General features: G+C 66.3%; 18 protein-coding genes. 6 read left to right on the top strand and 12 right to left on the bottom strand.

Going from position 1 to position 22,562, the window contains the following annotated elements; translation table 11 throughout:
* The first annotated feature begins 22 nt into the window (after nucleotides 1-22).
* Nucleotides 23-997 (top strand): formylglycine-generating enzyme family protein, encoded by a 975-nt coding sequence (locus I2488_RS15230; RefSeq protein ID WP_425492414.1) that lies wholly within the window; start codon nucleotides 23-25, stop codon nucleotides 995-997.
* Here the strand turns inward: I2488_RS15230 and I2488_RS15225 are convergent.
* Nucleotides 973-2,424: a S8 family serine peptidase gene (locus I2488_RS15225; protein ID WP_246465698.1), complete on the bottom strand. Its 1,452-nt coding sequence runs from the start codon at nucleotides 2,422-2,424 to the stop codon at nucleotides 973-975. The two genes, I2488_RS15230 and I2488_RS15225, sit on opposite strands and share 25 nt — an antisense overlap.
* Nucleotides 2,425-2,569: 145 nt before the next feature.
* On the opposite strand from I2488_RS15225, the gene I2488_RS15220 reads away from it, so the two are divergent.
* Both I2488_RS15220 and I2488_RS15215 read left to right on the top strand, forming a co-directional pair.
* A complete protein-coding gene (locus I2488_RS15220; protein ID WP_196276664.1) occupies nucleotides 2,570-3,106 on the top strand; it encodes an RNA polymerase sigma factor in 537 nt (178 codons plus the stop codon).
* Complete coding sequence (locus tag I2488_RS15215) at nucleotides 3,103-3,804, top strand: hypothetical protein (protein ID WP_196276663.1); 702 nt, start codon at nucleotides 3,103-3,105, stop codon at nucleotides 3,802-3,804. The genes I2488_RS15220 and I2488_RS15215 overlap by 4 nt, the downstream gene beginning before the upstream one ends.
* A gap of 55 nt (nucleotides 3,805-3,859) precedes the next feature.
* Here I2488_RS15215 and I2488_RS15210 read toward each other — a convergent pair whose 3' ends face one another.
* From I2488_RS15210 to I2488_RS15170, 9 genes are all read right to left on the bottom strand, one after another.
* On the bottom strand, nucleotides 3,860-5,017 hold the full coding sequence (locus I2488_RS15210) for an OprO/OprP family phosphate-selective porin (protein ID WP_196276662.1): 1,158 nt from the start codon (nucleotides 5,015-5,017) through the stop codon (nucleotides 3,860-3,862).
* The gene (locus I2488_RS15205) at nucleotides 5,014-5,829 is read right to left on the bottom strand and encodes an alpha/beta hydrolase (protein ID WP_196276661.1); all 816 of its coding nucleotides are present in this window, start codon (nucleotides 5,827-5,829) and stop codon (nucleotides 5,014-5,016) included. The genes I2488_RS15210 and I2488_RS15205 overlap by 4 nt, the downstream gene beginning before the upstream one ends.
* Nucleotides 5,826-6,818: an ABC transporter transmembrane domain-containing protein gene (locus I2488_RS15200; protein WP_196276660.1), complete on the bottom strand. Its 993-nt coding sequence runs from the start codon at nucleotides 6,816-6,818 to the stop codon at nucleotides 5,826-5,828. Before I2488_RS15200 ends, I2488_RS15205 begins: the two co-directional genes overlap by 4 nt.
* Nucleotides 6,806-7,945 (bottom strand): P-loop NTPase family protein, encoded by a 1,140-nt coding sequence (locus I2488_RS15195; protein WP_196276659.1) that lies wholly within the window; start codon nucleotides 7,943-7,945, stop codon nucleotides 6,806-6,808. The genes I2488_RS15200 and I2488_RS15195 overlap by 13 nt, the downstream gene beginning before the upstream one ends.
* 86 nt (nucleotides 7,946-8,031) lie before the next feature.
* Nucleotides 8,032-9,021, bottom strand: a complete 990-nt coding sequence (locus tag I2488_RS15190; RefSeq protein ID WP_196276658.1) for a hypothetical protein — start codon at nucleotides 9,019-9,021, stop codon at nucleotides 8,032-8,034.
* A 138-nt stretch (nucleotides 9,022-9,159) separates the two neighbouring features.
* Nucleotides 9,160-10,245 (bottom strand): phytase, encoded by a 1,086-nt coding sequence (locus tag I2488_RS15185; RefSeq protein WP_196276657.1) that lies wholly within the window; start codon nucleotides 10,243-10,245, stop codon nucleotides 9,160-9,162.
* Nucleotides 10,245-13,043 carry a TonB-dependent receptor gene (locus I2488_RS15180; protein ID WP_196276656.1) on the bottom strand — a complete coding sequence of 933 codons (2,799 nt, stop codon included), beginning with the start codon at nucleotides 13,041-13,043 and terminating at the stop codon, nucleotides 10,245-10,247. Before I2488_RS15180 ends, I2488_RS15185 begins: the two co-directional genes overlap by 1 nt.
* Before the next feature lie 160 nt (nucleotides 13,044-13,203).
* Complete coding sequence (locus tag I2488_RS15175; RefSeq protein ID WP_343071087.1) at nucleotides 13,204-14,655, bottom strand: Ppx/GppA phosphatase family protein; 1,452 nt, start codon at nucleotides 14,653-14,655, stop codon at nucleotides 13,204-13,206.
* Nucleotides 14,656-16,827, bottom strand: a complete 2,172-nt coding sequence (locus I2488_RS15170) for an RNA degradosome polyphosphate kinase (RefSeq protein WP_246465709.1) — start codon at nucleotides 16,825-16,827, stop codon at nucleotides 14,656-14,658. It abuts the gene before it with no gap.
* 178 nt (nucleotides 16,828-17,005) lie between these two features.
* Here I2488_RS15170 and I2488_RS15165 point away from each other — a divergent pair, with 178 nt between their 5' ends.
* Both I2488_RS15165 and I2488_RS15160 read left to right on the top strand, forming a co-directional pair.
* Nucleotides 17,006-19,300, top strand: coding sequence for a TonB-dependent receptor (locus tag I2488_RS15165; RefSeq protein WP_196276654.1), 2,295 nt, complete (start codon nucleotides 17,006-17,008; stop codon nucleotides 19,298-19,300).
* A 2-nt stretch (nucleotides 19,301-19,302) separates the two neighbouring features.
* Complete coding sequence (locus I2488_RS15160; protein WP_196276712.1) at nucleotides 19,303-20,658, top strand: alkaline phosphatase family protein; 1,356 nt, start codon at nucleotides 19,303-19,305, stop codon at nucleotides 20,656-20,658.
* Between the two features lie 426 nt (nucleotides 20,659-21,084).
* On the opposite strand, the gene I2488_RS15155 is transcribed toward I2488_RS15160, so the two are convergent.
* Both I2488_RS15155 and I2488_RS15150 read right to left on the bottom strand, forming a co-directional pair.
* Nucleotides 21,085-21,474, bottom strand: coding sequence for a limonene-1,2-epoxide hydrolase family protein (locus I2488_RS15155; RefSeq protein WP_196276653.1), 390 nt, complete (start codon nucleotides 21,472-21,474; stop codon nucleotides 21,085-21,087).
* 38 nt (nucleotides 21,475-21,512) lie between these two features.
* Entirely contained in the window at nucleotides 21,513-21,857 is a 345-nt protein-coding gene (locus I2488_RS15150; protein WP_196276652.1) for a hypothetical protein, read from the bottom strand.
* Between the two features lie 130 nt (nucleotides 21,858-21,987).
* Here I2488_RS15150 and I2488_RS15145 point away from each other — a divergent pair, with 130 nt between their 5' ends.
* Nucleotides 21,988-22,539 (top strand): TetR/AcrR family transcriptional regulator, encoded by a 552-nt coding sequence (locus I2488_RS15145; RefSeq protein WP_196276651.1) that lies wholly within the window; start codon nucleotides 21,988-21,990, stop codon nucleotides 22,537-22,539.
* Nucleotides 22,540-22,562: the final 23 nt, after the last annotated feature.

The following is a 22,562-nucleotide window of genomic DNA, read 5'->3' as shown; positions in this document are numbered from 1 at the left end:
GCGGATCTGGAGCGCGTCGAACATGGCTGATCTTTCCGGCATGCGCCTGATCGCGGGCGGCACTTTCACGATGGGGTCGGAGGCGTTCTACCCCGAGGAAGCGCCGCTTCGCCGGGTCAAGGTCGACAGCTTCCATATCGACGAGACGCCGGTGACAAACGCCCAGTTCGCCGCCTTTGTCGCGGCGACCGGCCATGTCACCGTCGCCGAGATCGCGCCCGACCCCAGGGACTATCCCGGCATGCCGCCGGAAATGGCCCGCGCCGGCTCGCTCGTGTTCCACAAGACGGCTGGCCCGGTGGACATGGCCGATGCCTCCAACTGGTGGCAATTCACCTTCGGCGCCTGCTGGAGGCACCCGCTCGGCCCGGGCAGTTCCATCGCGGGGATCGAGGACCACCCGGTCGTCCAGGTCGCCTATGCCGATGCCGAGGCTTACGCGAAGTGGGCGGGCAAGGACCTGCCGACCGAAGCCGAGTTCGAATTCGCCGCGCGTGGCGGCATCGAGGGCGCGGACTACGCCTGGGGCGACGAGCTTGCGCCGGAAGGCCGGATGATGGCCAACTACTGGCAGGGCCTGTTCCCCTTCGCCAACCAGATGCTCGACGGCTGGGAACGCACCTCGCCGGTCCGCACCTTTCCGCCCAACGGCTACGGCCTGTTCGACATGATCGGCAACACCTGGGAATGGACCAGCGACTGGTGGGCCGACAAGCCGGTAAAAGGCGGCAAGAAGTCAGCCTGCTGCACGATCAGCAACCCGCGCGGAGCAAAGCTCAAGGACAGCTTCGATCCCGCGCAACCGGGCGTCCGCATTGGCCGCAAGGTGCTCAAGGGCGGCTCACACCTCTGCGCCGCCAACTTCTGCCGGCGCTATCGCCCGGCAGCGCGCCACCCCGAGATGATCGACACCGCCACCACGCACATCGGCTTCCGCTGCGTGGTCAGGGGCCCGGCCCTCGCGAGCCCGCCCTATTCCACCAGCCCGAAGCCGTAGACCTCGTCATAGCCCTTGGCTCCGAGGTCCCTGGCCGCATCCTTCAACTGCTGTCCGCAGCTTGCCGCGCCTGAGCCGCTCGCCCTGCATCGGGCCAGCCACGCCGAGATGACCGGGGTGGCAAACGAAGTCCCGGTAAACCGCGCGAGGTTGTTGCGGGCGTCGGCGGCAAGCACGTCCACCCCATAAGCCGCCACAGCGATATGCCGACCGCGCTGAGCCAGCCGGTAGATGCGACGGTCCTTGTCAACCGCAGTCACGGCGACGACGCCTGGCACGGCGGCGGGATAGGAGGGCGGCGCAGTCGGCCCTCCGTTGCCGGCGGCGGCAACCACCACCTTGCCCGATCTGAGAGCATCGCGGATCAGCCTGTCGAGAACGGCATTCCGCGGCCCTGCAAGGCTCATGTTGATCACCGGCGCGTTTTGGGCGAGCGTCCATTCCAGCGCAGAGGCGATGACTTCGGCAGAGGTATAGGGCCGCTCGGCCGGTCCGCGGAAGATGTTGGCGCTGTAGATTGTCGGCCGTCCGGCATTGGCCAGCAGCGATGCGACGGCGGTGCCATGCCCGGTCGGCGCCTGTCCGGAAGAACCGTCTGACCAGTTCACGATCCTTGCCGCCGCCAGCGCCCGGTGAGGCGCAATCGCGGTGTCGATCACGGCAACCGCAAAGCTGCTGCCAGCGTTGCGAGACGGCATTGCCTTTTCTCGCGCCCGGTGCGGCTTGCTCCCCGCCGTCAGGTCCAGTCCGTAATAGTGCACGAGGTCCACCGCGGCACCGGGCGCCAGCGCGCGAAGCTGGTCCCGCGCTGCGATTGCACTCGTTCCGGGCGGCGCGGCAAGGCGCAGCATGTCGCGGTCCAGCGCATCGAGACGGACTCGTTGCAGGACCCTGAATCCTGCGCTCTGCAATTGCGCCAGGGCAGGCTCCGGCATGTCGAGCGCAAAGACCTCGCCACGTCGCACCGGATAGCCGCGTTCGTCATGTTCGGCGCGCTCTGAATCGGCCAGATCGTGCATTTGCGCGCTGCTGCCGTGTTCGATGCCGGCGCTGTCATCGCCCTTCTCCGCCAGGTCGGCAGCGTCTTCCAGCGCATCCTCAGCCTCGTCGGCGAGTTCCTTTTCGTAGTCGGCCTCGGCCTTCTCGCTGTCCTCTGCGGCCTTGGCCTCTTCCTTGATGCGATCGGCTTCCAGCTTGGCGAGGTCCTCTGCGGCCTTGGCCGGTTCGCGCACCTCGCGCTCCTCGATCCGGGCACGATCAGCCTCGAAGCGCGCTGCACGTTCCTCGGCGCGCTGGGCCGCGCGGTCCTGCTCACGCTCCAGCCGCTCCTGCGCGCGCGATGGTTCGGGCGGCTCGCGATCATGGGGAAGGGCGGGGGCGGCCAGGGCCCCCATGGCGATCCCGGCAATGATGGCGCGCATGGTCATGGATGCAATCCTGCTTGAAACGCGCTGACAACGTCTGCAAGCCCGCGATATTCCGCGCGTGCCGCCCCGATCTCCGAAACTTTTTTGTAGCGCGCATGCGCTCTGGTTGGAATAGCTGGCGGCATCGGACGTTATGGGGGCGTGGATGAACCGGGCAGGGCAAGGCGGGGATGGCATGCGCGCGGCGATCGTCGCCGTGCTGCCGCGCCTGCGCCGCTTCTGCCAGGCAATGGCCGGCAACGGCCCTGACGGAGACGATCTCATGCAGGCGACGGTTGAGCGGGCGCTGACGCGTTCCAGCCAGTTCGAACCGGGGACGCGGCTGGACAGCTGGATGTTCCGGATTGCACAGAACCTGCACATCGATGGCACGCGTGCTGTCCGGCGAAGGGGAACCGCGGTCGACGTCGAGGCGCTCCACGGCCTTGCCGGAAGCGATGGACGCCAGCTTGCAGAAAGCCGTTCCGATCTGGCGGCGGCGCAACGCGCGCTGCAGGCTCTGCCCGACGATCAGCGGGCCGTCTTCGCACTGGTGGTCATCGAAGGCCGCAGCTATCGCGAGACGGCTGACGCGCTGGACGTTCCGATCGGCACGGTCATGAGCCGACTTGCCCGGGCACGGGGCAGGATCGCCGAAACGCTTGCCGATCGGCAGGACACGGACAGGGAGACCGGACGATGACGCAGTCCCGCGAAGAACGTCTGGCCGCATGGCTCGATGGCGAACTCACCGCAAGCGAGCGCGCTGCCTTCGAGGCAGAAATTGCCGCCGATCCCGAACTGGCCGCCCTGGCGGAGGAATGGCGCGCGAACGACAGTCTTATCGCCGGCGCTTTTGCGCCCCTGGCCGAGGCTCCGATCGATCCGGCCCTGCTCCACACGCTCGGCCTTGCCGAACCTGCTGCGCCGCTGGCCGCGAATGACAATCCTGTGTGGTGGAAGCGTCATGTCCTGCCGCTTGGCGGCCTGATTGCGGCGAGCCTTGTCGCCGTGCTGGTGGTCTCGCCGCGAAACGGCGATGGGGCGCGCGATCCGCTCTCGCAGGCCCTGGAACGGACTCCTTCGCTCGCGCAGGCAAAGCTGCCCGATGGCCGCAGCATCACGCCGATGCTTACCGCCCGGGCAGCGGACGGGCGCTGGTGCCGCGAATTCGGCGATGGCAGGGAGGTCGCTCTTGCTTGCCGCGATGGCAAGGGCGCCTGGATCGTCGAGGCCAGCGGCAAGGGCTCCGAGCCGGCCGGCGATGCGGGCTTTGCCGTGGCGGCAGGCGCCGACGATACGGTCTTGGACGCCGCGCAGGCGCGCCTCAAGCTGGCCGATCCGGTTGACGCCACGGCCGAGCAGGCGCTGATCGCAGGAAAATGGAGCGGAAAGGAATAGGGCGGCCACTCCAGCAAGTGACCGCCCCGGCGAAGCCGACCCGAAAGGCCCCGCACTAAAAGCTCAGCTGTGCCCTTATCAGGCCGACGTGGTTGGTCACGGGGAGGCCGCCGGTCGGGAAATGCACCCGGTTGTCGGTGTAAGTCGCAAGCAGGCGCAGGTTGGTGCTGATCGTCCAGATCGCACTGGCACTCAGCGCCCGGCCGATGCCTCGGTCGAAGGTTCCATCGGCGAGGTCGAGGCGGCTGTAGCGGGCAGCGATCTCGAATGCGCCTTTGCCCTTGCGCCGGTCCGGCCCGCCGAAAACGCCCGAGGACGCGCTGTATTCATGGCGCTGCCCGGTCACGATCCAACCGATGGACAAGGTCTGCCCGTTGAAGCGGCGATCGTCCAGCAGCGTGCGATCGAGCTTGAGCGCGATGGCCTGTGCCTGCACCAGCACCGGCCCGAGCGAGACTGCTACCTCGCCGTTCCATGCCGTGAGCGTGTCGAGCGAACCGAGAGACCCGCTCGAGATCACGTTGGGCGCGAAGACAGATCCGGGATCGGCGGTGAAGCGCACCCGCTCGGTCGCCGAAAACGTGCGTCGCTCGCCGCCGATGCCAAGGTGCAGCACTGTCTTGCGGGAATGCACCGGCGCAAAGGTCAGCCGTCCCACCATGCCCTTGCCGCGTTCGTTGGTGCGGCCCTCGTCATTGGCGAGCGCATCGGTGAAATAGCCGAAGCTGGCACTCCAGTTCCGCCCGCCGGCCAAGACCGCGCCGCCGAGCCCGAACCCCCCGGTCAGGGCCGAAGCCATCGAACGTTCGGCAAAGGGGGTCACGTTCGAACTTTGCAGGTCTTCCTGCGAGAACGGCACGATCATGTTGCCGCCCTTGATCTCCAGGTTCTTGACCGGCTCGATCGAAGCCCACACGTTTCGCCAGCCGCGGGCACCGGCAAATTCGCGATCGACCCGGAAGCGCAATGCCTTGGCGATCCGGCCGGACAGTTCGATGCGGGCGCGGCGCACGTCGGCGCTGGTGGTGCCGGTGCGTGGAATGTCGGGCTCGTCGAATACGCTGGCGTCGAGATGGAGCCGCCCGCCGAGGTTCAGCTCGAGCGGTCCGGCTTCGAGCGTCAGACCTTTCTCGTCTGCCTTCACCTCCTGCGCGTGAGCAGGCAGGGCAATCAGGGCCATGGCGGGCATGACGCTACGGATGACGGCTTTCATGTTTCGGGTACCTCATGTCTGGCTCGATGCGTGGCGAGCAATTGGAAAGCGAGCGGGACGATGCCGAGATGGACGGCATCGCCGAAGGCGTGGCTCAGGTCCGGGATCACTTGGAGGCTGCCCTGAAAGCCGGCCTTGCGCATTGCGCGATGCCAGCGGCGGGCGCGCTGCAGGCGATGGCTGCCCTGGACATCGTCGATCTCCGGCGAGCGTCGCAAGGCCTTGTCCTGCTGGCGATCGAGAGCGCCGACCACCACGTCGAAGCGTACTCTGGCCAGTGCCGGTCGGTCGATCGGGTGCGGCGCGCCAGCCAGCCCGAGGGGCCATGCGGTCGCGAAATCGGGCATCGTGTACCATCCTGCGGCTGCCGCAACGCAGTGGCGCACGCGCGGAGGGTGGAGCAGGGCATAGCGGTGGGCGAACTGCGCACCGCCGGAAAAGCCGAAGAGATCGACTTGCGAGGCGTCAAAGCCGAAGCGCCCTGCGGCATCGGCGAGGATGCCCGCCAACGCCGCGTCGCACGGCAACGCGCCCGCCTGATCAACGACTTGCTGGTACATGCCGAACGTTCCCCGCTCGAACAGCGGGGCAATCACCGGCACGCCTTCCAGATGGGCGCGTTCGCCGAAGCGCAGGGCAAGCTCTGCCGCATTGCGCGAGATGCCATGCACGACGACAAGCGGGACTGCATCCTTGCGCAGGGTGTCGGGCACGACGGCGTAATACTGGTGCCTTTCGCATGCGGCACTTGTCAGGAATTGCGGCAAGGGCATCGATGTCGTCATGAGTGGGGCAAGGGGAAGCGCGGTCATGGCTGTCCTGCCTCGCTCTGCCTGTTGCGGTTGCGGGGATCGGCGGAGGCGGGCGGAAAATCGACCAGGACGGCAGACGCGGGCCGCCCCGGTCCAGCCCTGCCCGCCCTGCGGATCCGCATCAGGCGGGCAATGCGTCGCCGGGAAATGCGCGCCGGTATCCACAATTCCGCCGCGCGGGCGAGATCGGACAGGGCAAGTCCGGCGGTCCCGACCACCACGATCGTTCCCCCCGGGTGTCCTCCCCCCAGCAGGACGATCAGCAGGATCAGGCTGGTCACCAGGTGCGGCAGGCCGCGCAACATGCCGGTCAACCAGGCACGGCGCAGCGCGGCCCGATTGAGCGCATCGGTGCGCCGCCGCAGCCGCCGCATTTCGGCCCGCTCCCCGAGCGGCTGCGCCCCGGACCCGGCTCGGGCAATCCGCTCGGAGGCAAAGGCCGAAAGCCGCCCTCGCGCCCGTCGCACCTCGCGCACCGCGCGGGACATCGGGCGCAGAAGGATCGCCCCCGCTGTGACGCCGAGGGCCAGCATCGCCCCGATCGCACCCGCCATGCCGGGCGATTGCCCCCCGGCCCAGGCGAGCAGGGCAAGCAGCAGCACCGGCGCCGTCGCCGCGCGGGGCAGGCCGTCGCTCCACCACTGGCGCCGTGCGGAAAGGTCTCCGACGAAAACCTGCAGCATGGCGCCGTGGCGCTGGCTCGCGACCGCAGAGCGGTCTGCGCGCAGGACCCGCCGGAACAGCCTTGCCCGGACCCCGGCCACTTCGCGCCAGCCAATCGCCTCGCACAATCGGCGCCGCAGCACTTCGAGCGCGAAAGTGCAGGCCAGCGCCGCAACCGCGAGGCTAGTTGCAAGGCCGTGATCCGCGCCCTGCCCCGCGTGATGCAACAGGCTCGCACTGCCAAGGGTCGCGCCAGCCTGCGCTGCAGTCACCGCCACCGGTGCCGCCATGCGCAGCCATGTCTCGCGCATGGTCAGGCGACGCACGCGACCTCTCCACTGGCAAAGCAGACCTTTGGAGCGGTGACTGCATCGCGCAGGTCGGCAAGGGTAAGGACGGGCCGAGCCAGTGCCGCCTCGGCCTCGCGCATTGCCAGAGGGGATGCGCTGAGCAGGCCGGAGACGCCGAGCACCCGGTGCCCCGCCTCGATCAGCCAGCGGTGCCCGGCCAGTGCGCCCATCGCATCGCCCGCGGCAAACAGCACGCCATGCAGCACGTCGCGCAGGCGGGAGGCTCGCAGCAGTGCGCCAGTCTCCTCCTGCAACAGACCATCGGCGATCTCGACGACGATCACATCTGGATTGGTCGCCGCGCTGTGCGCTATCAGCGAAAGCGCAACGGCCTCGATCCGGTCCGAGGGCAGGCCGGCAGTCGATGCATGGCCGTGGTCGGTGAAATCGAGCACCGACCGCGCACCGGCATCGAGCATCGTCCACAGATCGCCGCCCGATCCGGTGCCGGTGACCTTTGTCGCCGCAACGGCCAGTCCGGCACGCGACAGGCCATGGATCAGCCCCGCCGCAGCCGTGGTCTTGCCCGCGTTCATCGAAGTGCCGACCACCGCGACGACCGGCGGCAGGGCCGCTTGCGCAGGCAGGCGTGGCAGGGCGAACCGTGGCAGGGCGAACCGTGCCAGGTTCAGCACCTTGCCGCCGCCGTCAGCCAGCAGGCCGATTGGCTCGATGCGCGTTGCGGCGCGGATTTTCGCGTGCCGGCTCAGGACCTTCCCGGCAACGCCACCGCCCGCAACCAGGTCACAGGCCGAAAGATCCCCGGGCACGATCGCCTCGAACTGGTCGGGCGCATAGCGTTGGCCATAGGCGACGATGATCTCGTCACCCTCGTAAAGCTGGGCGCGGCGGCCATGCGGGGATTCCAGCTTCTGGTGCTGGCCAAGCTGGATCACCCGCGCCAGCACGAGATCGCCCGCACGCGGCCGCAGATCGGTCCTCAGGCGGGTCGCAAGCTCCAGATCGACGCGCCGCGTGGTAAACGCGCGCTTGGCCGCCTCCCGGCGGTCCTTGCGCAACGGTCGTCCCTTGCGCAGGACGGGGGCGGCCTGTTCGCCGCCGCCTGCCAGCAAGGTTTCGAGTGTTCGCAGCTCCTGCAGCATCGTCGGCAACCCCTTCCATTCAATCGGGGCGACAACGATGGCTGCCGGCGCTTATTCCCTTCGCGCCGAAATTCTTTTCAGACTGGTCAGTTCAGGCGCCAGCTCAGCGAAAGGCCGCCGGCAAAGTCGGTGCTGCGCGCGTTGAATCCGGTCGATGCGAAGACCTGGAGGCGCAGCTTGCGGGTCAGCCCGAAATTGACCCAGCCCGTAGCCTCGCTGCTCGCGATCCGACCGGGCGTGGCCGATTCCTGCCAGTCGTAGTCGGCACCCAGGATCGTCCCCCCGGCAAAGCGATAGCTGACGCCACCCCCGGCGCCCCAGGTATCGCGCAAGGTCGATCCGGCGGGCTTGCCGAGGAAGCGATAGCGTGCGCCCGCAAACAGGCTGAAGCGCCCGATGTCCTGAACCAGATCGCCATTCACCGTGACATCGGCCTTGCCCGTGCCAAGCCGCTTGGCCCGCGATGCGGTGGGCAACTTCAGGCGGGTGCCAAGATCGAGCCACGTCGACCGGCCAAGCTCGAGCGAGTAGCCCAGCGCCACCGAGGCATCGCCCAGACCGCCGCGGCTGTTGGAGGCAAGGGTGCCCGGCACCGCTGGCGGAATGACTCCGCCGCTGCCGCTGTCGTCATCGCCACCGGAAGAACCCGAACCGCCCGAACCAGAACCGCCCGAGCCGGAGTTGGACCCCGACCCGCTCGAGCCCGATCCCGAAGAGTCGTCGCTCCCGCTGCTGCTGCCACCGTCGTCGCCGGTTGCCCCGAGATCGCCGAAGCCGGCATCGCGCCCCTGCGGCGTGTCGAGAATGCTTCCCGGACCATCGATATGGACCCATGGCACCGAGACACGGATCGAAAAGCCGCCTTTGCGATACTTCAGGGCGACGGGCGCCGAGACGACCTTGGTCGATTGCGTGTCGCCATAATCCCCCTCGGAGTAATTGACGCCCGCGCTGGCACGCCAGACGCCCGGCGCTTCCTCGGCAGTGGCCTTGGCCGGCGCTTCCTGCGCCATGGTTGCCACAGGCAGCAGCAGGCCTGCAGCCGCCATTGCGCCCGCGCCCAACGCTTTCCTCATCTTTGCCCCCTCTCGTTGACCGTGTCGAACCCGACACGGCTGCCACAACGCTCCCGCAGACGCGTTATTCCTTCGTCACGTCCACGAGGCAAGAAGAGGTCGGTCGAATCCGGTCTCTTGTGATGTTGGGCAGGTCGGTCAGGGTTTCTCGCCTACAGCGTCCACAACCGCCTGCCAGCTGACCAGCTTGAAGTTCTGGGCTTGCGGAGCATTGTCGCCGTCCTGGGCCACGAAGAGTCCGCCCGGCCAGTTCGCGCCGAAATCGCCAAGGACCAGTTCTATCCCGTCAGTGTCGCTGGTCGCGCCGAACCGTCCGGCCGAGATCCGGAAGCGTCCGCTGGGCATGCCGGTGGCAAGGTGCAGCAGGACATAGGCATTGTCGCCCTGGCTCGACGCCACCAGCACGCCGCCATCCTTCCCTTGCGGGGCAATCGCCAGACCCTCGACATCGGCCACCAGTCCGGCCTCCTTGCCGACCATGGCGAAAGGCTCGGCCCGCAGCACGGCGGCGCGAACATCGACCCACCAGATGCCGACGTCTTCCTCGGCGACATAGAGCAGGCCCGTCCGGTCATCGACCACGCAGCCTTCCGACTGCGTTGCGAAACGGATCGAGCGCAGGTGCCGCGCCGTGATCGCACCGTCATCCTCCTCCAGCGCGCTTTCCGCCACCGTGCCGTCCTTCAGCACGACATAGGCGCGTGCCAGTTCTCCCGGCGCCTGTGCCTTGCCCATGCAGAAACCATAGGCCTCGGCGGGCGCATGGCCCGCAGCGAGAAAGCTGCGCACGCCAAGGCTGGTCAACTTGCCCGTCGCACCGTCCAGCCGGAACAAGGCGATCTTCGGCTCGGCAACATCGCTGCGGTCGCTCGCCGCCACCAGCACGAAACCGGGGCGCACCTCGCGCAAGTCGACGTTGTTCAGCGCGCCCGCTGCCACGAAATCGCGCACCTTGCCGTCGAGGCCGTAGACATAGAGCCCCGCCTTCTTGTCGGTGCCGAGGATCAGGCTGGCCGCAGGATCGGCGGCGTTGCGCCAGATGGCCGGATCGTCGGCGGCATCGGCATTGCCTGAACCCACCGGCGTGGTCTCACCCGTCGCGACGACATCGACCGCCGGATAGAATGGGCGAGGGTACTCGGCCACGCTGGCGCAGCCTGACAGGAACAGGGCCGGGAGCAATGCTCCCGGTCCTGCCGTGACGAACCTGGTGAGGGCCACCATCAGAAGTTGATCCGCACGCCCGCCGCATAGCGACGGCCGAAGCGCTCGTATTCGATGGTGTAGATCTGGGTGGCGGGCGTCGGCGTGCCGGTTGCGGTCAGCAGGTTGCCCGGCTCCGAATAGCGGCGGCCCGGCTTGTTGAGCAGGTTCGAGGCATCGAAATAGACCTCGAAGTTCTTCGTGATCGCATAGCGCGCCGAGAAGTCCATCTCGTCGTCAGCGGCCCAATAGGTGTCGCCAGCGTCGGTCAGGTCGTCGGCATAGCCATCAAGCCAGGTGCTGCGGCGCTGGTACTGCAGGCGCAGCGAGAGGCCGTACTTCTCGTAATAGGCGCCGAGGTTGTAGACCCAATCGGACGTACCCGGCAGGCGTACCTTGCGGGCAGGGACGTTGCCAACGGCGGGCTTGGTCACTTCGCTGTCGTTCCAGGTCAGGTTGGCGCTGACGCCGAAACCGCCCATGAATTCGGGCAGGCCGAGGCTTTCGGTCCAGGGCTCAAGCTGCAGCTGTGCCGCCACTTCGAAGCCGAAGATGCGCCCGTTGCCGCCGTTGGCGATGCCGCTGAAGGTGTACTGCGAACGGTCCACGCCGTTGCTGTCGAGCACGTTCGAATTGAAGGTGCGGCGCTGCGAATAGAGCACATCCTCGACCTTCTTGTAGAACGCGCCTGCCATCAGGTAGCCCTGCGGACGGACGTACCACTCGAAGTAGGCATCCACGCCATAGGCGCGCTCGGGCTTCACGCCGGGATTGCCGCCGGAGATGGTGAGGTTGGCGTCGTTGACGGTCACGTTCGGGCGGATCTGGTCGTAATCGGCCCGCGCCGCGCCGCTGTTGAACGAAAGCCGCAGCTTCTTGTCCTCGGCGAGGTTGTAGTTGATGTGCAGGCTCGGGAACGCGAGCGTCTGGCTGGCTTCGGCAGTGACAAGGCCCGTCGTCCCGGCGATGTTGGCCTCGGCAATGCCGCGGTTCTTGACGTGCTCGACGCGAACACCGCCGACGATCGAGCCCCAGTCATAGCGCAGCGTGCCCATGGCAAACCCGGCAAAGACCTGCTCGCGCACGTCGTAGATGTTGCCGGTGTTGGGCGTGAAGGTGAAGTTCTCGCGCGCCGCGTCGGTGTACTGGCGCATCTTGTCGGTATCGAAATAGCGGAAGGTGTAGCCCATCGGGATCTTGCCGAGGAACGCCTGATCCAGCGAGAAGTCGTTGTAATTGGTGGGAATGCCGATCCTGGTGAAGTCGCCCGCTGCGGTCAGCGAGATCTGGCTCTCGTCCACCACCTTGGTGCGTTGGTCAAACTGGAAGCCCAGCTTGAAGGTGGCATCGCCGCCGAGGAAGCTCGTGTCCTTGGCCAGCACCAGTCGTCCGGTATAGGCCTTGGTCGTGTCCACCGCATCGAGCACGCGCAGTTCCGCCAGCGGCTTGGTGAAGGTGTCGATGGCGGTCACGGCGGTCCCGGCGGTGTAGCGCGTCGGGCTGGAAAGCTGCACCGTGGTGAACAGCTGCGGCGTGTTGCGCAGCGGATTGGTGAAGTCATAGGCCACGGTCGGGCGCAGGCTGCGGGTCGACGGGCTGTTCCAGCGCGCTTCGCCCACCACCGAACGGTCGTCCTTGGATTCGGTGTAGTTGCCCAGCCAGTTGACCTTCCAGCCTTCGCCGAACTCGTGGGTGCCTTCGAGGGTGTTGGTGAAGATCGACTGGCGGAACGCGCGCAGCGTCGAGCGCTGGTTGATGTCGATGCCGTAGACCGTGCCCTTGAGCGGCGTGTTGCCGATGCAGACATCGGCATAGCCGGTCGTCGTCGGCGTGGTGTTGACGGTCGTCGGGCAGGCGTCCGCGCTGTTCGAAAGGTCGCCCTGACGGTCGTCGAGGTCGAAGATGTAGTTGTCGCGCGCCTCGTCGTCGGTGAAGATCGTATAGACCGAACGCAGCGAGATCGTGTTCTGGCTGTCGGGCTTCCAGTCGAGGCGGCCCGAGACCGACCAGTTGCGGCGGCGCAGGCGATAGAGCTTGTTCTCGGTCTCGCGCGCCCAGAAGCGCGTGCCATTGCCGGGACGCTGGTCTTGGCTGACGCGCTCCCAGTCGATCTCGAAGTTGTCGGTGATCATGTTGCGTTCGAAGAAGCTGCCCGAAAGCAGCACGCCGATCTCGCCGTCGCCCGCCTTGAAACGGTCCGACACGACGAGCGAACCTTCGTACTCGCGCCGGTCGCCCAGTTCGGCATAGCCGATCCCGGCCTTGCCCTGCACGTGGAGGCCGCTGAAATCGAAGGCCGAGCGCGTGATGACGTTGACGTTGCCCGATACGGTCTCGCCCGGCATGTCCGGCGTTACCGCCTTGGATACGACAACCTGCTTGGCGATGGCCGAGGGGATCGAGTCGAACCGCGCATCGCGGCCTTCGGGGCTGACGACGTTGATCCCGTCGAAGCTCAGCGTCGTCCAGTAGTTCGGCGCACCGCGAAGCGAGATGTAGCGCGCCTGGCCCTGGTCGCGCTCGATGGCGACGCCGGGCAGGCGGCTGGTGGCCTGCGCGATGTTCTGATCGGGCAGGCGGCCGACGCCGTCTGAAGACAGCACCGTCACCAGCGAATCCGACTTCTTCTGCACGTCGAGCGCGGCGGCTTCGGACTCCGCAATGGGCCGCTCGCCCGTCACCACGATCGGCGCTTCGGCGTTCTCTTCGGCGGTGAGGTCTTCGGCGAAGGCAGGTGTGGCAGCGAGTGTCGCAACCGAACCCAGCAGCAGCGCACGGAAAACGGTGCGGCAGCTTGCCGCGTGAATCGCAAATGACATGGTAGCCCCCTGAATTGCTTGGCTGAGGAGGCCCCTAGGCACCACGTTTGACGGTCGGACGACAGTTTGGAGACAGACCGATGAATAGGTTTCAGGTGACCGTCATATTTGCAGAAAGGGCGTGTTTTTCGTCGCTTGGCAACAAAACGTCACGAAAAATTCAGGCCGGGGCGAGCCCCAGATGCTGCAGCAGATCGCGCAAGTCCCGCGCCGCCCCGTCGCCGACAAGGTGCGGCTCCGCGCTTTCGATCACGATAGTGCCGTTCCTCGGTCGCAACCGCACTTGTGCCAGCGCGCCTGCCGCGCCCGCGCTCAGCCTCCGGCACAGCCGCGCCGCATGGCCCAGCGTCCGCGCCTCGAACAACAGGTCCTGTGAGGCAAGGGCGCTCCACGGCAGCGGCCCCGCGCCGTTCTTGCCGAGGCACGCGCGCAAGGCACTGGCCAGCACCGCGCGGCCCGCGTTGTCCACGCCGACCCAGCGCTTCTGCAGGCCCCATTCCACCGGCAACTCCCGCCGCAGGTTCGGTTCGACCCGACCGGCGGCAAGGCACAGCATCACCGCCGCGCGCCCGACCGGGGTTGCCGCCAGCGGCGCAACCTCGCGCAGCGCCGCCACCGTCGCCTCGACCAGCGCCGCATCGACGCCCATCGGTCCCACGAAAGCGCCAACGCCCGCCAGCAGCGGGTCCTCGCGCTGCACCGCGTCGGGCAGCGATCCGAACAGCACTCCCTCGCGCAGACCCCATGACGAGAACACGATGCCCTTGGGATCCAGCTTCTGCAGCAGCACCGCCAGCAGCGCCGCCGCATCGGGAATGCTGGTGGCCCGGCTCGCCGAAACTCCGTCGATCTGCTGCACCGCCTGCCCCCGCCGCGCAAACCGCTTGGCGAGCTCCAGCGCCTTGCCCGCGTCCAGCGCAAAGCCGTGCGTGTCGTCGAGCGGCCAGTCCAGCTGCACCATCATCGCCCGCCCCAGCGCGCGCATCGATCCGCCGACAAGGTAGAGCGTCGCTTCCGGCTCTGCCACCCAGTCAGCCCCGGCCAGCATCTTGCTGATCTCGCGCACGAACACCCGGTCGCCCCGCGCCCGCAGCGGTGGCAGGCGCAGCGAGCCCAGCGGCAGGCTCACCCCGTGGCTCGTCCCGCCATCGGCAATGTCGACCAGCTCGAGGCTGCCGCCGCCCAGGTCCCCGACGATCCCAGATGCCCCCGGAAAAGCGCCCAGCACGCCCGTCGCACTGGTCTCCGCTTCCTCCACGCCCGAAAGCAGGCGCGGCTCGAAGCCGATCTCGCGAATCTTCGCCAGGAACTCCGGCCCGTTCTCGGCATCACGCGCCGCCGCCGTCGCCACCACGTCCACGCGCGGCACTTGCGCCAGATCGAGCAGCGCCTTGTAGCGCCGCAGAGCGCTCAGCACGCTGTCCACTGCCTTGTCGGAAAGCCTGCCGGTCTCGGCCACATGCTTGCCCAGCTTGGCCGTCACCTTCTCGTTGAGCAGCGTCACCGGCGCGCGCGGCGGCCCGCCGTAGACCACAAGGCGGACGGTGTTCGAACCGATGTCGATGATCGCGCGCGATCGCGCCCATTCGTAGATGGTGGGTTGAGCCTTCACTCAGCCACGGTTAGCCGCCCCGCGCCGCAACGCAAGCTTTGGAACCTTCCTGCCCTTGGAAAGCGCCGCCCCGCGCCCGGAAAGCGACGGGTTGGTCATGAAATAGCCGTGGAGGTTGAACGAAGGCTCACCCTTCTCGAACCGCTCATACTCGCCGTCCGGCCCCAGTTCCCAGCTCTGTTCGGTATCCAGCAGGTTGGCCAGCATCACTTGGTCGAGCACCTGGTCATGCACCGTCGGGTTCTTCACCGGCACCAGCACTTCCACGCGGCGCCCCATGTTGCGGCTCATCCCGTCGGCCGAGGAGATGAACACCCGCGCCCGCTTGTTGGGCAGGTTCGCGCCGTTGCCGAAGGCCCAGATGCGGCTGTGCTCGAGGAACCGCCCGATGATCGACTTCACCTCGATCGTCTCCGAAAGCCCCGGCACGCCCGGCTTGAGGCAACAGATCCCGCGCACCACCAGACGGATCTCCACGCCCGCCATGCTGGCCAGATAGAGCCGGTCGATCAGGTCGGGATCGGTCAACTGGTTGAGTTTGGCCCAGATCATCGCCGGACGCCCCTTGCGCGCCAGCATGACCTCGCGCTCGATGCATTCGTAAAGCCACTCGCGCAGGTTGATCGGGCTGATCGCCAGCAGTTCGGTGTGCTTGGGCTCGACATAGCCGGTCACGAAATTGAACAGCTGTCCGGCATCGCGGCCCATGCGCGGATCGGCAGTGAAGAACGACAGGTCGGTATAGATGCGCGCCGTCACCGGATGGTAATTGCCAGTGCCGAAGTGGCAGTAGGTGCGATACCCGCCACCTTCGCGCCGCACCACCATGCTCACCTTGGCATGGGTCTTCCAGTCGACGAAGCCGTAGATCACCTGGACGCCCGCGCGTTCCAGCTGCGCGGCCCACATCAGGTTCTGCTCCTCGTCGAAGCGCGCCTTCAGCTCGACCACCGCCGTGACAGACTTGCCCGCCTCCGCCGCCGCAATCAGCGCTGCGATCACCGCCGATTGCTTGCCCGCGCGATAGAGCGTCTGCTTGATCGCGACCACGTCGGGATCGGCCGCCGCCTGCCGCAGGAAGTCGATCACCACCTCGAAGCTCTCGTACGGGTGATGGATCACCAGATCCTTCTCGCGAATGGCGGAGAAGCAATCGCCGTCATGCTCGAGAATGCGTTCGGGATAGCGCGGATTGTAGGGATCGAACTTCAGGTCCTGCCGGTCCTCGTCGATCACCGCAGAAAGCCCGCTGATCGCCAGCAGGCCGCGGCTCTTGATCACCAAGGCATGGTCCAGACGCAACTGCTCGCGCAGCAGCTTCTCGGCATCGGCGTCGAAATTCTCCTGCAGGTGCAGCAGGATGACCTTGCCGCGCCGCCGCCGCTGGATCGCCGTGCGGAAGTAGCGCACGAGGTCCTCGGCATCTTCCTCGATCTCGATGTCGCTGTCGCGCAGCACGCGGAAGGTGCCGTGACCAAGGATCCTGAAGCCCGGAAACAGCATCGTGGCATGGCGCCGCACCAGTTCCTCGATCCCCACCCACGAAGCTCGCCTGCCGCCGGCCGCCCCCGGCAGACGCACGAAGCGTGGCAAGGCAGGCGGGATCAGGATCATTTCCGTCACGCCCGCGCCATCGGCCATGCGCTGCAACTGGAACAGGATGCCGGTGCCCTGATTGGCGATGAACGGGAACGGGTGGGCCGGGTCGATCGCCTGCGGCGTCAGCACCGGAACGACGTGCTCCTCGAAATAGTCGCGCAGCCATTCGGCCTCGCCCTTGTTCAGGGCATCGTTGTCGATGATGCGGATTCCGGCCTCGGCCAGTTCGTCCTTCAGCCCCGCCAGCACGTCCTGCTGCGCATCGATCAGGTCCTTCACCGCATCCAGCAGCGCGCCCAGCTGCTGCTGCGGCGTCTTCCCGTCGATCGAAAGCTCGTCGATCTGGCGGCGCACCTGCGCGGCAATCCCCGCCACGCGCACCATCATGAACTCGTCAAGGTTGCTGCCGCTGATCGAAAGGAAGCGCAGCCGCTCCAGCAGCGGATAGTCCGGGTTTACCGCCTCGGCCAGCACGCGCCGGTTGAATGCCAGCCAGCTCAGCTCGCGATTGAAGAACCGCTCCTGCACTGGCGGCAAGCCTTCGATCTGCACGCTGCTTTCCCCTGCCGACATCGCCAAAGCCATTGCGCATCCTGCGTTACAGTCGCGTGACAGTCAGGTTCCGGATGATTGCTGTCAATCGTTCGTCAAAGATATGTCTCTGATCTGACCGCGAATCTCCATCATCCTGCAACAGCGCGCGCCTAGCAGGCCCTCGCCACACCGATGTGGTCTATGAGGGAAATTCACCATGCGTATCGTCGCCGTGCTGCTTGCCAGCACTTCGCTCATCGCTGCTCCTGCCTTTGCCGCGGAAGAAGCCGCGCCTGCTGCCGAGACCGCCGCCCCCGCTGACTCCGCAACTGCGGAAATCGTCGTGCTCGGCACCGGCCAGACCCGCCAGGTCCAGGAGCTGTCGACGCAGGAGCTCACCATCCTCGCCTCGGGCACCAGCCCCTTGAAGGCGATCGAGAAGCTCCCTTCGGTCAACTTCCAGTCGGCCGACGCGTTCGGCAACTATGAATGGTCGACCCGCGTCACCATTCGCGGCTTCAACCAGAACCAGTTGGGCTTCAATCTCGACGGCATTCCGCTCGGCGACATGTCCTACGGCAACGCCAACGGCCTGCACATCAGCCGTGCGATCAGCCCCGAGAACATCGGCGTCACCCGCGTCAGCCAGGGTTCGGGTTCGATCACCACGCAGTCGACCAACAACCTCGGCGGCACGCTCGAATTCTTCTCGATCGACCCCAAGGACGTACTCGGCGCGGACCTGAGCGGTTCCTATGGTTCGGAACAGACCTATCGCGGCTTCGTGCGCCTCGCCTTCGGCAGCGCCGACGGCTTCCGCGCCTTCGGCTCGCTGCAGTATCAGGACGGCAAGAAGTGGAAGGGCGATGGCAAGCAGCGCACCCTGATGCTCAACGCCAAGGCCGTGATGCCCTTGGGCGGTGCCACGCTCGACGGCTACATCAGCTACTCCGACCGCGCCGAGCAGGACTATCAGGATCTCAGCCTCGAACAGATCGGTCGCCTCGGCTATGACTGGGACAACTTCGGCCCCTCGCGCTATGCCGATGCGATCAAGGTGGCCGACATCGCCGCCAATCGTGGCGATACCGGCACCACGCCGCTCAACCCCGCCGCCGGCACCACCTATCCTTCGCCGATCACCAGCGCCGACGATGCCTATTACGATGCTTCGGGCCTGCGCAAGGACACGCTCGGCGCCATCGGTCTGACCGCGCCGCTGGGCGACAGGCTGACCTTCAAGGTCAAGGGTTACTACCACGAGAACGACGGGCAGGGCACGTGGGGTTCGCCTTACGTCAACAGCCCCTCGGGCGTACCGATGGCGCTGCGCACCACCGAATACGATATCAAGCGCAAGGGCGTGTTCGCTTCTCTCGCCGCTGATCTCGGCATGAACAAGTTCACCGTCGGCGGCTGGTACGAAAACAACGACTTCATCCAGTCGCGCCGCTTCTACGCCTACGAAAGCCGCGCCAATGCCGGGCGCGATCACCTGAAGTTCCAGGAAGGCCCGTTCTTCACGCAGTGGTCGATCGGTTTCGAGACCGACACCATCCAGTACTACGTCACCGACGATATCGACCTTGGCGATCTCAAGCTGAACCTCGGCTGGAAGGGCTTCTCGGTCGACACCACCTCCAAGGCCAAGGTCAACCTCAGCGGCCTCGCCACCGGGCAGATCAAGGTCGAGGACTGGTTCCAGCCCCACGCCGGCCTCAACTACAAGCTGGGCAACGGCCTCGAAGCCTTCGCCGGCTTCACTCAGGTCACCCGCGCCTATCAGGCCTCGGCCACCAGCGGTCCGTTCTCGACATCGCAGGCCGGGTTCAACGCGATCAAGGACACGCTCAAGCCCGAAAGCTCGGACACCTACGAAGCGGGCCTGCGCTACAACTCGGGCGTGATCAACGCGTCGCTCGCGGGTTACTACGTCAACTTCCGCGACCGGTTGCTGGTGATCCCCACCTCGGTCGGGATCGTCGGCTCGGCCAACGTGCTGCAGAACGTGGGCAACGTCCGCGCGCTTGGGCTTGAAGCGGCGGTGGACGTCAAGCTGCCCGGCGGTTTCGGCGCCTTTGCGTCGTACAGCTACAACGACACCACCTACCGCGATGACGTGGTGATCACCGCAGGCGGCACCACCACGATCCGCGCCACCAAGGGCAAGACCGTGGTCGATACCCCCAAGCACCTGTTGCGCGGCGAACTGTCCTATGACAGCACCACCGTGTTCGGCCGCGTGGGCGTCAACTACATGTCGAAGCGCTACTTCACCTACCTCAACGACAAGTCGGTGCCCGGCCGCGCACTGGTCGATGCCACCATCGGCTATCGTCTCGACATCGGCCAGCGCCAGCCGATCGAGCTTCAGCTCAACGCCGTGAACCTGTTCGACAAGCGCTATGTCGCCACGATCGGGTCCAACGGCTTCGGCTTCAGCGGTGACAACCAGACCCTGCTTGCGGGCGCGCCGCGTCAGGTCTTCGTCTCGCTCAAGGCAGGCTTCTGATGATGCGGGGCCTTGCTCCCGCAAAGGCCCTGATTGCGGGCGTCGTGCTGCTTGGCAGCACGGCGCCCGTCGTCGCAAGGGCCGAACCCGTGCTGCTCATCTCCATCGACGGCCTGCGCCCCGGCGACGTGCTCGAAGCGGACAAGCGTGGCCTGAAGGTGCCCAACCTGCGCCGGTTCCTAAAGGAAGGCGCCTATGCCACGGGCGTCATGGGCAATCTTCCCACTGTCACTTATCCCAGCCACACCACGCTGATCACCGGCGTCGCTCCGGCACGGCACGGCATCGTCAGCAACACCACCTTCGATCCCCGCCAAGTCAACTACGGCGGCTGGTACTGGTACGCGCAGGACATCACCGCGCCGACGCTGTGGGATGCCGCGAAGGCAGCGGGCCTGACCACGGGCAACGTCCACTGGCCAGTCAGCGTCGGCGTCAAATCGCTCACCTGGAACATGCCGCAGATCTGGCGCTCGGGCCATGCTGACGACCGCAAGCTGATCCGCGCGCTCGCCACCGAAGGCCTCTACGACGCGCTCGAACACGATTGCGGCGCCTATGCCGATGGCATCAATGAAGGCGTCGATGCCGACGAGAACCGCGCGAAGTTCGCGGTGCGCCTGATCGAGACGAGGAAGCCCGATTTCCTCACCGTCTACCTCGCCGCGCTCGACCACGAAGAGCACCTCCACGGCCCCGGCAGCGCCGAAGCCAATGCCGTGCTCGAACGTCTCGACGCTGCGGTCGGCAAGCTGGTCGCAGCCGAACTGGCCTCGCGTCCCGACGCCACCATCGCGCTGGTCAGCGACCACGGCTTCGTCGCCACCGACACCGAAGTGAACCTCTTCCGCCCCTTCATCGACGCTGGCCTGATCAAGCTCGGCGCCGACGGCAAGGTCAGCTCGTGGGACGCGATGCCCTGGCCCTCGGGCGGCTCCATCGCCGTCGTCCTCGCCCGGCCTCACGACGCGGCGCTCACCGGCATGGTCGGCGCGCTGCTGGAGAAGCTTGCCGCCGATCCCTCGGCGAAGATCGCCAAGGTCATCGGCAAGGCGGAAATCGCCAGGCTCGGCGGCAACCCGCAGGCCAGCTTCTATGTCGATCTCAAGCCGGGCGCTCTGGCGGGGAACTTCGCCGCCGACGCACCGCTTGCCAGGCCTTCGCGCTACAAGGGCATGCACGGCTACTTTCCCGCCCTGCCCGAGATGCGCTCGACCTTCCTCGTGATGGGCAAGGGCGTAGCCAAGGGACGCAATCTGGGCGAGATCGACATGCGTTCGATCGCTCCCACGCTTGCCAGAGTGATGGGGACGAAGTTGCCCGATGCGCAAAGTTCGGCGCTGACGATCGGCGAGTGATCCTTGCCCTCCCGTCTCCGGGGCGAGTTGCGGCTCTGCCCCGGAGAGTTGCGGGGGAGTTATGGGGGAGTCCGGGGGGAGTTGCCCTGGAGTTCGCGAGAGTTGGATTTGGGTGCAATTGGCCCGCATATTGCCGGTTTTTGACGAAATCAGAATGCGTTGGCCCGACTCAGCCGGTTGGTAGCAAGGGTTTTGCGCGCATTCCCGCACACAAATGGCAAACCATGAAACGCGGCCTCTTTCGCACGATCGACAGCTTCCTGGGCGAATGCGCCCGCGTCCACGAGGACGCCGGCGACGCCTTCCCCTACCTCCGCCCGGACCTCTATCGTCGGCTCGGATTTACCCCGGATTACGAGGACTTGCCCTTCCGGGCGTCGGCCCCCTCGGGCGAGGAACGTGTGGATCAAATGGCCGGAATGCGGCTCAGCCAGCCGGCCACTGCGAGAGAATCGTCGCAGCATTAAAGTAATCGCGCCAATAGGTTATCTGCCTATCGCGAACTTCGAAAACGCCGGTGACGGGCAGTTCCACCCAGCGATCCGCCAGCTTGTGTCGGTCGAGGCGCTCGGTGAAGACGACCGCTCCCGATTGGGCCGCGCGCAGTACCCGAAACTCGTTTTCGAGCGTCGGGGCGAAGAAGGGTTGAAGCACGGCGCGGATGCCGGCCGGGCCGGTAACGGTGCCGATCGGCGGTGGATTGGTGTACTCGCAATCGTCGGCAACCAGCATCACTGCGCGATCATAATCGAGCGTTTCCATGGCCTTGAGGAACGCCATGACAGTTCTGGTTGCGTCAGCAGCATCTTCGCTCATGGACAAGCCTCTGCTCCGGAAATCCGATTCTCAAGGTTTCAGGCGCCTTTCGTCTGCGCGCCAAGCAGCAGGACTTTCACGTCGCCTCGCGCCGCCACGCTGGCCAGCAGCAGATAGAGCGACACCCCGATCATCCCGGCGGACACCATCAGCACGGCGATCGGCACCCCGATCGCGGACATGCCGTGGCGCCACGCGATCCAGATTGCGGTGAGGATGAGGAATCCTGCGAGGTCGAGGCTGAACTGGCCTTCCCATCCGAAGCGGGCCACTGCAGCGCTGAAAGGTGAGAGGAAATCCAGGCCATGACCGGCAACGACCATGACGGTGTAGGCCACCATCAGCGAGAGCCAAAGCAGCAGAAACGCACGCAATGCGACCACAATGTTGCTCCTCTTGCCCAATCCCGCGTAGCAGGGCGGTGAAGGTTTGCGCGGCCGGGATTGCTGCACGCGAGATTCTGTAGCACTCGCTACAGACTAGCAGGATGTAGCAGGTGCTACAAGAGGTGGGATGAGCGTCAGGGAAGAACAGCGCGAGAAGGTGGTGAACCTGCTTGCCGGTCATCTGCTCGAAACGGGCTTGTCGCAGACCAGCCTGCGGCAATTGGCGAGCGCGGCCGGGGTGAGCGACAGGATGCTGCTCTACTACTTCCCCGACAAGGCTGCCGTGCTGTCGGCCGCGATCGAGCGCGTAGCGGCGAGCCTTGCCGGCGCGCTCGCCGAGCTAGTGCCCGAAGGCACAACCTTGCCGCCGCACACGCTTCTGGCGCAGCTGTCACGGTTGACGATGCGCGAGGACATGCGACCGGTGTTCAGGGTCTGGGTCGAGATTGTCGCGGCGGCGCGGCAGGAGGAACCCTACACCACGCTTGCCGCCACGATCATCGCCGGATTTCGCGATTGGATCGTCGCGCGGCTCGATATGGCCGATGGAGCTGACCGCGATGCCACGGCTATGGCGATCCTTGCCTTCGTTGACGGGCTGGCGCTTGTCGAAATCTGTTGTGGCATGGATGCCGCCAAGGGAGCGGCAAATGCAGTCGAGAACCTGTTGAACCACTAGGGCAGCGCGCCGGGCGGCACGAT

It is taken from the genome of Novosphingobium jiangmenense, from assembly GCF_015694345.1.
Classification (GTDB): Bacteria; Pseudomonadota; Alphaproteobacteria; order Sphingomonadales; family Sphingomonadaceae; genus Novosphingobium; species Novosphingobium jiangmenense.
This window is presented reverse-complemented; position numbering and strand designations above follow the sequence as displayed.